Origin of the sequence: Microvirga arvi (assembly GCF_016892765.1) — a bacterium.
GTDB classification, from domain to species: domain Bacteria; phylum Pseudomonadota; class Alphaproteobacteria; order Rhizobiales; family Beijerinckiaceae; genus Microvirga; species Microvirga arvi.
Map to the genome: position 1 here is coordinate 72343 of NZ_JAFEMD010000007.1, position 12787 is coordinate 85129.

At 66.5% G+C, this 12787-nt stretch carries 11 protein-coding genes; 3 read left to right on the top strand and 8 right to left on the bottom strand.

Features of this window, described 5'->3' with window-relative positions; genetic code table 11:
• Positions 1–37 precede the first annotated feature (37 nt).
• Complete coding sequence (gene xerD / locus ILT44_RS06320) at positions 38–970, bottom strand: site-specific tyrosine recombinase XerD (RefSeq protein ID WP_204238725.1); 933 nt, start codon at positions 968–970, stop codon at positions 38–40.
• Positions 967–1116 (bottom strand): hypothetical protein, encoded by a 150-nt coding sequence (locus ILT44_RS06325; protein WP_204238726.1) that lies wholly within the window; start codon positions 1114–1116, stop codon positions 967–969. The genes xerD and ILT44_RS06325 overlap by 4 nt, the downstream gene beginning before the upstream one ends.
• 138 nt (positions 1117–1254) lie before the next feature.
• Between ILT44_RS06325 and ILT44_RS06330 the strand changes: the two genes are divergently transcribed.
• The 3 genes from ILT44_RS06330 to ILT44_RS06340 are packed head-to-tail and all read left to right on the top strand — an operon-like array spanning position 1255 to position 4327.
• Complete coding sequence (locus ILT44_RS06330) at positions 1255–1887, top strand: shikimate kinase (protein WP_204238727.1); 633 nt, start codon at positions 1255–1257, stop codon at positions 1885–1887.
• Positions 1884–3023, top strand: coding sequence for a 3-dehydroquinate synthase (gene aroB / locus ILT44_RS06335; protein WP_204238728.1), 1140 nt, complete (start codon positions 1884–1886; stop codon positions 3021–3023). Before ILT44_RS06330 ends, aroB begins: the two co-directional genes overlap by 4 nt.
• 5 nt (positions 3024–3028) lie before the next feature.
• The gene (locus ILT44_RS06340) at positions 3029–4327 is read left to right on the top strand and encodes an HlyC/CorC family transporter (protein ID WP_204238729.1); all 1299 of its coding nucleotides are present in this window, start codon (positions 3029–3031) and stop codon (positions 4325–4327) included.
• Positions 4328–4425: 98 nt separating this feature from the next.
• Here ILT44_RS06340 and ILT44_RS06345 read toward each other — a convergent pair whose 3' ends face one another.
• From ILT44_RS06345 to ILT44_RS06370, 6 genes are all read right to left on the bottom strand, one after another.
• Complete coding sequence (locus ILT44_RS06345; protein WP_204238730.1) at positions 4426–5295, bottom strand: alpha/beta fold hydrolase; 870 nt, start codon at positions 5293–5295, stop codon at positions 4426–4428.
• Complete coding sequence (locus ILT44_RS06350) at positions 5292–7088, bottom strand: glucan ABC transporter ATP-binding protein/ permease (protein WP_204238731.1); 1797 nt, start codon at positions 7086–7088, stop codon at positions 5292–5294. Before ILT44_RS06350 ends, ILT44_RS06345 begins: the two co-directional genes overlap by 4 nt.
• Before the next feature lie 88 nt (positions 7089–7176).
• Positions 7177–9180, bottom strand: coding sequence for an ABC transporter ATP-binding protein/permease (locus tag ILT44_RS06355; protein WP_204238732.1), 2004 nt, complete (start codon positions 9178–9180; stop codon positions 7177–7179).
• Between the two features lie 100 nt (positions 9181–9280).
• Entirely contained in the window at positions 9281–9790 is a 510-nt protein-coding gene (locus ILT44_RS06360; RefSeq protein ID WP_204238733.1) for a CAP domain-containing protein, read from the bottom strand.
• The gene (locus ILT44_RS06365) at positions 9787–12333 is read right to left on the bottom strand and encodes a DUF3772 domain-containing protein (protein ID WP_204238734.1); all 2547 of its coding nucleotides are present in this window, start codon (positions 12331–12333) and stop codon (positions 9787–9789) included. The genes ILT44_RS06360 and ILT44_RS06365 overlap by 4 nt, the downstream gene beginning before the upstream one ends.
• Before the next feature lie 155 nt (positions 12334–12488).
• Positions 12489–12779, bottom strand: a complete 291-nt coding sequence (locus ILT44_RS06370) for a hypothetical protein (protein ID WP_204238735.1) — start codon at positions 12777–12779, stop codon at positions 12489–12491.
• Between the last annotated feature and the right edge of the window lie 8 nt (positions 12780–12787).

Sequence of the window (12787 nt, forward strand, 5' to 3'; positions counted from 1 at the left end):
CCCTGCCCCTCCCCGCAAGGGGGAGGGAGGAGCGAACTTACTCCCCGCCTTCCGCCAGCGGGTGCAGATCCCGCACCATGCTCTTCAGGCGCTCGTCGAGCACGTGGGTGTAGATCTGCGTCGTCGAGATGTCGGAATGGCCCAGAAGCTCCTGCACCACGCGCAGGTCCGCTCCGTTCTGCAGCAGGTGACTCGCGAAGGCGTGCCGGAGCACGTGGGGGCTGACCTTGTCGGCGCGAAGCCCCGCAGCGCCGGCGACCGATTTCAGATCGCGGGCAAAGGCCTGCCGGGTGAGGTGGCCGCTCTCGCTGTCGGCCGGGAACAGCCAGGGGCTGGCGGCCTTCTTCTGCTCCTCCAGCAGGGCCAGATAGGAACGGGCGGCCTCCCGCGCCACTTCGGTGAGCGGCACCAGCCGCTCCTTGGCGCCCTTGCCGCGCACCACGAGGAACCGGTCGCGGGTCTTGGCGGCGCTGCGGGGAAGCGCCACGAGCTCCGAGACGCGCAGGCCCGTGGCGTAGAGGAGCTCCAGCAGGCAGGTCATCCGAGCGGCCCGCAGGCGCTCCGCCGGAGACGCCTCGGGGTGCCGGATGCCCTCGGAGGCCACCTGCAGCAGGCGGTCGACCTCGGAGACGGAAAGCACCTTGGGGAGCGCCCTACCCCGTTTGGGCGCCGACACAGCGGCGGTCGGGTCGGCCGGGGCATAGCCCTCCACGTAGAGGAACTTGTGGAACTGGCGGACGGCCGAGAGCCGGCGGGCGGCGGAGGTGGCCTTCAGGCCCCGCTCTTCCAGGCTTGCCATGAAGCCCCGGATGGTAGCGGAGGTCGCGTTGTCGGGCTGCCCACCGGCCTCGCTCAGAAAGGCGAGGTAATCGTCGAGGTCGCGCCCGTAGGCATCGAGCGTGTTCTTGGAGGCGCCGCGCTCGGCGGCAAGCATGTCGAGGAAGAGGCTGGCGTGGCGGGCGCCGTTCATGAAGATGAAGACGGGCGGCTGGTCTGGACCGGAACGCTGATCTCGCGCGGGCTGGGGTCGACAAGGGTCGCCAGGGCAAACATGGCGGCAAAGCCAAGGCCCGCGAGAATGGCGACGACGAGGAGAAATCGAAAGAGCGTGGGCACCTGAGCCTCTTGAAGCGTTAGACCGCTAGAACCATGCCGGGGCCGGGAAGGCAAGCCCCTCTGGTCTGTTAAGTTTCCGGGGGTCAGAAGGTAACGCCCTTGTGACAGGCCGCCGCGCCCGTGATAGGACATGGGACCATGAACAAAATCAGCCGCTTCAATTCGCTCGATGAAGTCGGCGGGCAAGACCAGGCAAGCCAGCGCGGCCATCCCTTGAGCCGCCAGCTCGGCACGCGATCGATTGTGCTCGTCGGCCTCATGGGCGCCGGGAAAAGCACCGTGGGCCGAAGGCTCGCACAGACGCTCAAGCTGCCTTTCCGTGACGCCGATCACGAGATCGAGGCCGCGGCCGGCATGACCATCCCCGAGATCTTCGCCATCCATGGCGAGGACCACTTTCGCGACGGCGAGCGCCGCGTGATCGCCCGTCTCCTGCAGGAGGGCCCGATCGTGCTCGCCACGGGCGGCGGCGCCTTCATGAACGAGGAGACGCGCCAGCGGGTGGCCGAGAACGGCATCTCGATCTGGCTCAAGGCCGATCTCGACGTTCTCATGCGCCGCGTCCGCAAGCGCTCGACCCGCCCCCTTCTGCAGAACCCGGACCCCGAGGGCACCATGCGCCGCCTCATGGAGGTGCGCCACCCGGTCTATGCCACCGCCGACATCACCATCGATTCCCATGAGGCGCCGCACGACAAGGTGGTGGCCGAAGTCGTCAGGGCCCTGAACGAATGGTTCGAACGAGACGAGCAGGGGAGCGCTCGAGGATGACGCGCGCAACCGCCCGGATGGAGAATCCATCCTTCATCACCGTGCCGGTCCCGCTCGGCGACAGGGCCTACGACATCCTGGTCGGGCGTGGCCTGGTCGAGACCGCAGGCGCCCGCATCGCGGCCTTGGGCGCCCGCGCAGCCGCCATCGTGACCGATGAGCATGTGGGACCCCTCTATGCGGACGCGCTCGCGCGCTCCCTGGAGGCGCAGGGCCTGCGTGTCTCGGTGATCGCCCTGCCTCCCGGCGAGGCCACGAAATCCTATGCCAGCCTGGAGCGGGTCTGCGACGCCGTGCTTGCCGCCAGGATCGAGCGCGGCGACCTGGTGGTGGCGCTCGGCGGCGGCGTGATCGGGGATCTTGCGGGCTTTGCGGCTGCGGTGGTGCGCCGGGGAATCCGCTTCGTCCAGGTGCCGACCACCCTGCTTTCCCAGGTCGATTCCTCCGTCGGCGGCAAGACCGGCATCAATTCGCGCCACGGCAAGAATCTCGTCGGCGCCTTCCACCAGCCGAGCCTCGTGCTGGCCGACACCGCGCTGCTCGACACGCTGCCGCTGCGCGAGATGCGCGCCGGCTATGCGGAGGTCGTGAAATACGGCCTCATCGACGACGAGCGCTTCTTCGCCTGGTGCGAGGCGAACTGGTCCGGCGTCTTCGCCGGCGGGTCCGAGCGTGACGAGGCCGTCGCCCAGAGCTGTCGCGCCAAAGCCGACGTGGTGGTGCGCGACGAGCACGAGAACGGCGACCGCGCGCTGCTCAATCTCGGCCACACCTTCGGCCACGCCCTCGAGAAGATCACGGCCTACGATTCCGCACGCCTCGTCCATGGCGAGGGCGTGGCCATCGGCCTCTCCCTCGCCTTCCGTTTCTCCGCCTTCCTCGGCCTCTGCCCGCCAGCGGATACGGAGCGCGTCGAGGCCCATCTCAAGGCCGCCGGATTGCCCACGCGTCTTTCCGATGTTCCAGGCGGCTGCGGCACGGTCGACGAACTCCTCGACGCCATGGCCCAGGACAAGAAGGTCAAGGGCGGGGCGCTCACCTTCATCCTGGCCCGGGGCATCGGCCGGAGCTTCATCGCGCCTGGGATCGAAGCCGACAGGGTTCGCTCATTCCTGGCAGGCGAAATCAGCACATAACGGTCATGCTCGAAGATTCCTCCGGCGATCTCTGGTTTGCGGCAGCTTTCGTCGTCTTCTGCCTTCTGCTCTCGTCTTTCTTCTCGGCGGGCGAGACGGCCTTCACGGCAGCCTCCCGCGCCCGGATGCTGGTGCTGGAAAAGGGCGGCGACAGGCGCGCCAGGCTGGTGAACCGCCTGCTCGCGATACGCGAGCGCTTCATCGGCACGGTGCTGATCGGCAACAACATCGTCAATATCGGCGTCTCGGCCTTTGCCACCAGCGTGCTGGTCGCGATCTTCGGCGATGGCGGCGCGATCTATGCCACCGTGATCATGTCGGTCCTGGTGATCGTGTTCGCGGAAGTCCTGCCGAAGACGGTCGCGATTTCGTCGCCCGAGACCGTGTCGCTCTTTCTGTCGCGGCCCATGTCCTGGGCCGTGGCCCTGCTGGGTCCGCTCGCGATCACCATCGAACGGGTCGTGCGGCTCATGCTGCTGCCCTTCGGCATCCGCATCGGCGAGAACACGCCGATCCTGTCCGCGAGCGAAGAGATCCGCGGCCAGGTGGCGCTGCTGCATAAGGAAGGCGGCGTCGCAAAGGCCGACCGCGACATGCTGGGCGGCCTGCTCGACCTCAAGGACCTGAGCGTCTCTGAGGTCATGGTCCACCGCACCAAAATGCGCACGATCAACGCGGATCTGACATCGGAGGAGATCGTGCGCGAGGTGCTCTCCTCGCCCTATACCCGCATGCCGCTCTGGCGCGAAAGCCAGGAGAACATCGTGGGCGTTCTCCACGCCAAGGACCTGCTGCGGGCCCTCGATGCGGTCAGTGGCGACGCGAGCAGGCTCAAGGTCGAGGCGATTGCGCTGGAAACCTGGTTCGTGCCCGATACCACGTCGCTGCGCGACCAGCTGAAGGCCTTTCTCGCGAAGAAGACCCACTTCGCCCTCGTGGTCGACGAATACGGCGAGGTGATGGGTCTCGTCACGCTGGAAGACATCCTCGAAGAGATCGTCGGCGACATCAAGGACGAGCACGATCTCTCGGTGCAGGGCGTGCGGCCCCAGCCCAACGGCTCGGTGAACGTGGACGGCTCCGTGCCGATTCGCGACGTCAACCGCGCCATGGACTGGAACCTGCCGGACGAGGAGGCCACCACCATCGCGGGCCTCGTCATCCACGAGGCGCGGACCATTCCCGACACGGGCCAGATCTTCACCTTCCACGGCTTCCGCTTCCAGGTGCTGCGCAAGTCGCGCAACCGGATCATGGCGCTCAGGATCACGCCTCTTTCGGCTGCTCGCGCGAAGGCGGAGTGATCGTCACATCAAAAATCTGGCGCACCATTCGTCGCAAGGCTTCACGCATCTTCCCTCCCCCTTGCGGGGAGGGAAACGTGCCGCGCTTCTTTGGTCAGTCAGGCTTTCAGGAAATCCACCAGCGCCGCGTTCACCGCCTCCGGTTCCTCGTGCTGGACCCAGTGCGTGGCATTCTCGATCCAGCGAACGCTGCCTTTCTCGCAGAGCGCGACGCTCGCCTCCGCGAGCCCCTTCTCCAGGAACCGGTCCTTGCTGCCCCAGATGACGAGGGTGGGCGGGCGGACGGTCGCGTCCTTCATGGCGGGCTTGAACGGCAGGGCGCGGTACCAGTTGAGCATGGCCGTCAGCGCCCCCGGCTGCGACCACGCCTTCTCGTAATGCGCGATGTCCTCGTCCGAGAACGTGCCGGGACGGCTCGTGCGCCGGAGCGCATCCTTCAGACTGCGGTAGCCGTCCGCCGCGAGCATGGTCTCGGGCAGGAACGGGATCTGGAAGAACCCGACATAGAGGCTTCTCATCATCTGACTCGGATGAGCGCGCATATAGGCGCCCGCAACGCTCGGATGCGGCGCATTGAGGATGCCGAGCTTCGACACGCGATCCGGATGGCGGGAGGCCGTCCACCACGCCGCCAAGCCGCCCCAGTCATGACCGACCAGGGAGAATGTCTGGCGACTGAGAGCATCGGCCAATCCGACGACATCCTCCGCCAGAGTGTCGAGATCATAGGCGCGCCGGGCCTCCGGCTTGCCGCTCAGGTTGTAGCCGCGCTGATCGGGCACGAGCACGCGGAACCCGGCCTCGGCCAGCGGGCCGATCTGGTAGCGCCATCCCCACCAGAACTCCGGAAAGCCATGAAGCAGGATGACGAGCGGACCGTCCTCCGGTCCTGCCTCGATGCAGTGGAGCGCGATGCCGTTGACCTGATAGCGGATGCCGGGAGATTGAGGATTAAGGCTCCGCGTCATGCGTGCGCCGAGACCCTGGCCTTCCGTTTCGGCGGCTCGTCGGAGGCCATGAACTGTGCCTTGGCGAGTTCCGCGAAGCGCCCGCCCCTGGCCACCAGCTCGTCGAAGGTGCCGCTTTCGATGACGCGCCCCTGATCGAAGACGAGGATGCGGTTGGCATTGCGGATGGTCGCCAGACGATGGGCGATGACGAAAGTGGTGCGGCCGCGCATCACCTCGTCCAGGGCCATCTGCAGCTTGCGCTCGGTGGCGGCGTCCAATGCGCTCGTCGCCTCGTCGAGAATGAGGATCGGAGGGTTCTTCAACAGCGCGCGCGCGATCGACAGGCGCTGGCGCTCGCCGCCGGAGAGGGAGCGCCCGCGCTCGCCGATCACCGTGTCGAGCCCTTCGGCCTGGCGGGCAATGAACTCGATGGCCTGCGCCCGCTCCAGCGCCTCGATCATCTCCGCGTCGGTCGCATCGGGCCGTCCGACCTGCAGGTTCTCGCGGATGGTGCGGGCAAACAGCATCGGCTCCTGGAACACCACGCCGATGTTCCGGCGAAGCGACGACAAGGTGACATCGCGGATATCGAGTCCGTCGATGCGGATAGAGCCCGATTGCGGATCGAACGCCCGGTGCAGAAGACCCAGCGTGGTCGACTTGCCGGAGCCTGTGGCGCCGACAAGCGCCACGTTCTCCCCCTCATGGACCGTGAAGGACACGTCCTGCACGGCGGAACGCTTGCCGTCATAGGAGAAGCTCACGTTGTCGAAGATCACCTCGCCCCTGTAGCGGTCCACGTTCCTGGCATTGGATCGGTCGTGAACGACGGGGGCCGTGTCCAGGATCTCGAAGAACTCCTGCAGCTTCGGCGCCTGCATGAAGAGCTGGTTGATGAAGCTCACCGCCTGCTCCAGCCGCCCGATCAGCATGGTCGCCATGCTCATGAAGGTCACGATCTCGCCGATGGTGGCAAGGCCGTTCAGGTGCAGCCAGGTGCCGAGGATGAAGATCGCCGTGACGGTGATGGTGGCGGAGGCGCGGGACGCGACGGAGGCCAGCGCCCACCAGGACAAGACCGGATTCTGGGCCTGGAGCAATTGCTGAATGATGGTCTTGAGCGAACGGGTTTCGGCCTCGACGCGGGTGAAGGACTGGATGACCGGTACGTTGCCCAGGGCATCCGAGGCATGCTCGGCAAGGCTCGAATGATAGCGCTCGACCGAACCCTGGAGCGTTTCCGTCTTGCGCAGGACGATGGCGGTGAGAGCGGCAAAGACCGTCACCAATGCGACAAGCAGAAGCCCCAGGCGCCAGTTCAGGAACACCGTGAGCGGCAGCAGCACGACGAGCGCGATGAGGGCGGACATGTGCTCACGGAAAAACCCGAGCCAGAGCCAGGACATGCCGCCGGAGCCTTCCAGCATCACCTTCAGCACACGGCCTGAATGGGTCGAGGTGTGGAAGGCGAGTGGCAGTTCGAGCACATGCTCGAAGTAGTTCGCCACCACGGCCAAGCGCCTCCGGTGAGCCAGCCTGTCCGCGTGCAGCGCTACGAGAGCGCCCGCGGCGATGGAGAACAGTCCGAAGCCCACCCAGGCCAGAAGGAGGGGCGTCAGAACCCCGAAGGTCACGGGCGGCGTGCCCGGCACCTGGCCGCGGGTGAGCACGTCGATGATGCGGCCGAACAGGATGGGCTCCGCGAAGGCCGAGATGGCGAGGGCCACGTTGGCCAGCGCAAGTATGGCACCGACCCGCAGATCGGACCCAAGCTCACCGAGGACGCGGACGTAAAGCCTGATCAGCCGCATGCGGATCTACCTGCTGGGGAAGTCGATACTAGAGCGGAAACTCCGCTCTCGATGGAGAGTTGCGCCTCGCGCTGTCTGGAATGCTACGTTACCCAACCTGCATCGTCTTATCCCCCTGGGCGTGAGAAGGCCGCAGCTTGCGCCGGAACCGGCCGATCCATTTCGGACCCAGCCTCGTCCTCGAGCTGTGCTTATGCTGGGATGAAGGCCGTGCCAGGAGGACAGCGCCCTCTTCCGTCTTACGGATATGCAGGGTCCGCGTGTGAAACTCCTCCAGGCCGGGCCGGTGGCCGATGGACATGACGCTCGCGCCTTTCAGCTCGTTCTCGAACAGCGCCAGCATGGAGGCCTGGTTGTCCTCGTCGAGGGCCGATGTCGCCTCGTCCATGAAGACCCATTGCGGCTTGTGCAGGATCACGCGCGCGAAAGCCACCCGCTGCTGCTGTCCGAGGGACAGAGAGCGGTCCCAGCGCTCGTGCCGGTCGAGCATGTCGACGAACTCGCCCAGGCCGCAGCGCTTCAGGGCCGCGCGGACGTCCGCATCGTCGAAGGTATCCGGCGAGGCGGGATAGCTGATGGCGGCGCGCAGGGTTCCCAACGGCAGGTAGGGGCGTTGCGGCAGGAACATCATCTGCTCCGGCTTTGGAACACGGATCTTGCCGGAGCCCCAGGGCCAGAGGGCCGAGATGGCCCGGAAGAGCGTGCTCTTGCCCGCGCCCGATTCGCCCATGATCAGCACCCGCTCGCCCGGCTTGATCTCGGCCGTCGCGTCCTCGATGAGGATGCTGCCGTCGCTCAGGGCAATCGAGACGCCCTCGAAGCTGAGCCAGCCCTGAGGGTGAGGGCCGATGTCGATCCTGCGGCTCTCGGCAGCGACTTCATCGAGCTCGAGGGCGGTCTGCCGGAAGGTGGCGACCCGCAGCACCGCCGAGCGCCAATCGGCGATCTTCGGGAAGTTGTCGACGAAGTAGCGCAGGGCCGCCTGCACCTGGTTGAAGGCGCCGACCACCATCATCATCTCGCCGAAGGACAGTCGCCCCGCGAAGTAATCCGGCGCGGCCGCCAGGATCGGGACCACGATGGCGAGCCAGCCATAGCCGGAGGTGATCCAGGTCAGTCGCGCAAGACCGCCGGAGAGACGCCGGGAGGCCTTGAGGACCGCCTCGACGAATTGGTCGAGGTTGCGCCGCTCGTCCGGTTCGCCGTTATAGAGGGCGACGCTCTCGGCGCTCTCGTTCACGCGCACGAGGGCGAAGCGCAGCTCCGCCTCGCGGGCATAGCGCTCCGTGTTGAGGCGGATCAGCGGACGGCCCACGAGCCAGGTCAATCCCGAGCCGATCCCCGCATAGCCCAGGGCGACCCACACCATGTAGCCGGGGATCGTGATGGCCGTGCCGCCCAGCGTGAAGGTGACCGGGCTCGACAGGCCCCAGAGCACGCCGATAAAGCTGACGAGCAGGAGCAGCGCCTGCAGCATGCCGACCCCGAGCTCCGTCGAAAGCTCGGAAAACAGGCGGCAATCCTCCTGCATGCGCTGATCCGGCTGGGAGCCGTTCTTGCCCATGAAGCCGAGCTGATAGGCGTGGTTGGGCTTGAGCCAGAGATCGAGCAGGATCTGGGTCAGACGCTCCCGCAGACGGATCTTGAGACGCTCCTGCAGCCATGTCTGCGCCACCACGAGCGCCAGGAGCACGGCGACGATGACGAGGAAGACGAGAAGCTGGCTGAAGAAGGAGGAGGTGTCGCGCTTTTCCACCGCGTCGAAGAAGGCGCCGTTCCACTCGTTGAGCCGCACCTGACCGAACATGTTGCCGATGAGGACGACGAGAATGGCAGCGGAGAGCCGCAGCATGGGCCAGCCCTTGCGGCTCCGGAACATATCGCGGAAGAGCAGGAAAAGCTCCCGCCCGATGCTCGGCTTCACCTCGGAGGTCTCGGCCTCAAGAGCCTGCTCGGGCGGCGGCTGATGAGAGGCAGCCGTCTTGGCTTCCTTGGCCAGGGTGTTGTCTTGACCGGGACCGACCTCCTGTTCGCGCCCGGTTGCGGGGGGCGGCGGCACCTGCCTGCCCAATTTGGGGTCGAAGTCCGGCATGTTTCGAAACGCGCACCCGTACAGCTTGAGAGTTCTCAAGCTAAAGCCCGGTAACCTATGTTAAGTTCCGAACGGGCGCATTTCCGATGGCCGCAAACCCTCAGCGCCTGTCGGCGGCGACAGCCAGGGCCCAGTAGACCTTGTACTTCGAATTCGGCGCATAGGCCGTGGCGATGCCGATCCGGGTCGCCTTGGCGTCGAGCAGCACCCGGTTGTGCTGCGGGCTCTCCCGCCAGCCGGAAAAGGCCTCGGCCAGGGTGTGGTATCCGGCGGAGAGGTTGGCGGCGGGCTGTGCATAGCCACCCGAGGCCAGGCGGGCTTTGAAGGCGTCCGCCGAGCTGGGCTTGTCGGCTCTTGCCATGGCATCGGCCTCCGCCTGCGCGGCAGCCTGGAGCTCGGGATCGAGGGTCAGAGGCTTCAGGCCATTGTTGCCGCGGTAGGCGCCGATCATGTCGCGGGCCATGGCGGCATCCACTTGCGCCCCGGCCTGCGCTAGGGAGACGTAAAAGCTCGGAGTCTGGCTGCGCGTGACGGGCTTCTCGCTCTGGCAGGCGGCCAGGGCAAGGACGGAGGCAAGGACGGACAGGCTGATCAGGACAGGACGCTTCATGCAGGCGTCTTATCCTTGAGAAGGGTTAAGGTTTCGTCGTCTTTCTCCTCCGCCTTCGGAGCTTTCTCCTTCGGCTCCTCCTCGGGCTCGGGAGCCGGTGCGGGGGCAGGAACCCCGATGCCGCCCTTGCGAAGGCCCCGGAAGATCTCGAAGTAGAGATCGCTCGAAACCCGGGCCGCCGCGTCGATGTCGTCGACGAAGCAGACGAGGTCGAAGTCGATGGTGTTCTCCGTCACCTTCTTGAAGATCACGCGGGGATTGGGCTCGCTCATCACCTCGCGGTGCGCCAATGCGGCCTTGCGCATGATCTCCGCCACCTGATCCGGATCGGACGCCCGGGGAACGGGAACCGAGACAAGCACGCGCCCCACCCGGTCGTTGCGCACCCGGTTGCGCACGATGCCGGAGATCAGGTTCGAGTTCGGCACGATCAGCATGGAGCGGTCGAAGGCCTGGATCTCGGTCGAGCGCACGTTGATCCGGCGCACATAGCCCTCGCCGTCGCCCACCACCACGAGGTCGCCGACGCGGATCGGGCGCTCCCAGAGGAGAATCAGGCCTGAAATGAAGTTGTTGACGATGGATTGCAGGCCGAAACCGATACCGACCGAAAGCGCACCGGCCACGATGGTGAGCCGCTCCAGGCTCAGGCCCAGATAGGTGAAGGCGACGACGCCCGCGGTGATGATGCCCACATAGCCTGCCGCCGTGCGGATCGAGTTGCGCAGGCCTGCGTCAAGATCGGTGGCCGGCAGGAAGGTGTTGTCGAGCCAGCGCTGGATGATGCGGGTGATGGTGAAGCCCAGCGCGAAGAGCAGGGCCGCAATCAGGATCGACGACAGGGAGATGGTGACGTCGCCGACATTGAACCCGAAGAACAGGGCTCTGAGCGACCCCATCACGTCGGTCGATTCGATGCCCCAGGGCAGCAGCACGAGCAGGATCGCGATGATGATCAGCGCGAGGCGCGCGACGCCGCTCACCAGAATGCCGATCTGCTCCAGGGAGCGGCGGCGCAGGCCCGTATTGGCCTGCAGCGTCGTCGCGATCCGGCTCTGGCTGCGCAGCGACCCGCCGATGAACTCGTCCGCGAAGGCGATGCCGAGGATCAGCAGGGCGATGATGATGGAAATGCCCATCGCCTGGTCGACCAGGAAGGAGGCCAGCGCCACATAGCCGCCGATCACGCTGCCGACGACGAGGACCACGATGAACCAGCCGAGGCTCCGCAAGGGACCGCCGATATCGACCTCCTGCGGCACATAAGGGCCGAGGCAGGCCTCATCCTGATTCTCCCGGGCCGCGAAGCGCCGCAGGAGTTCGGCGAAGATGAGCGCCGCCCCCAAGGCGAAGACGGCGCGGGTGATCACCGTGATCGGCAGGGCGGCCGCAATGGCCTTGTTGAAGGCCTCGATCACCTTGCCGACGACCATGAATGTCGCCAGGGTAACGGAGAAGCTCATGATCCGGGCGGCGGAGGCATCCCGCACCGGAATCAGCCGCCACGAGGTGTGGTCCGGCGCCAGGATCGCATCGATCAGGGCCCGCACGAAGGCGATGAAGGCGAGGCCCCCAAGAAGCCCCTTCACCACCTGCTCCAGCCGCGTCGGCACGACATCGACCGAATCGAAGGCGATCCAGACCACCCAGCTGCCGGCGACGGCCGGGGCTGCTCCCAGGATCAGGACGCCCAGCGCCGCGAGCAGGCGGCTGCGGCGGGACGGATCGGTGACGGCCGGATCGCGCCGCACGAGGCGCGGAGCGATGGAGCGCCGGCCGACATAGAGGGCAATGGCCGCGCCCGTGGCCAACCCGAGAAGGAGCAGGATCCCCAGGGACGTATTGCGCCGGAGCTGATCCAGGGCGTCCTCGGCGATGATCCCGAGGGCGCGCACTTCGCGCGGGACAGCCTGGACTACGTTCATCCAGAGGCTCGGACTCAACAAGCCATCGCTCTGCTCGAACAGGGCGCGGGTGAAGCCCGAGCGGCGCAGGTCGCCGATCTGGGTGCTCAGCTGCTCGGCCTGCACGAGCAGAGCGCGGCCGAGCCGCTGGGTCTCGTCGAGCTCCGCCACGGCGGCCTCGCGCTCGGCGCGGTCCCGGGCCACATCGGCGCTTTCCTCGGGCTGCCCCTTCTCGGGCTTGGGTCCGAGCTGGGTCAGGCGCTGCTTGCTGGCCTCAAGCCGGGGAGCCTGCTCATCGACGACGGAGCGGATATCCGCGATGATCGGCTCGATCTGCTGGCGGATGTTCTGCAGGTCCGCATCGGACATGGTCCGGCCCTGGATGGCCGCTTCCTTCTGATCGAGATCGGCCTTGTATCCATCGAGCTTGGCGCGGGCAGCCTTGGTCTCCGCCGAAATGGCCGCAGGCGCGGGGGTCGGTACCGCCTGCGGTTGAGCCTGGGTTTGCGCTTGGGCCGGAGCCTGCGTCTGAGGATTGGGAGCGGTCTGAGTCTGCTGCGCATGGGACGGGCTGCCCGCTGCAACGCTCAGTGCGATCACGGCGGCCCGAAAGAGCCGCGTCAGTCCAACACTCATCATCCAGTCTACCCTATCGCATTCCCGTGCGGGCGTTTTCCCCGGCGGGCGGTTCTTTGCGAATCATTACGGCGAAAACTCGCCGCCGGGCAGACCCAGCGCAACAAAAAAGCCGGGGAGGCGCAGGGCGCCTCCCCGGCTTACCGAACGGAATAGTCTTACTGCTTCGGCGCTTCGTTGGCCGTGGGCCGGGCCTCGGGGGCAGGATAGGCCGGGTTGGCCGGCGAAATTCGGTTGGTCGGATTGGCGTTGGACGAACCGGTCGTCGAACCGGTCGTGGCCGAGCGGGCCGCATCCGTGCCCGGATCGTCGGGCGAAGTCGAGCCGACCCAGATCAGGTAACCGGTCACTGCAACAGCCAGAAGCAACAGCGAACCGATCAGGACACCCAGGACCGGACGGCCGGAACCTCCCTGGCGTGTGCGATCATCAGGAACCAATTGAGCCATCTCGATCC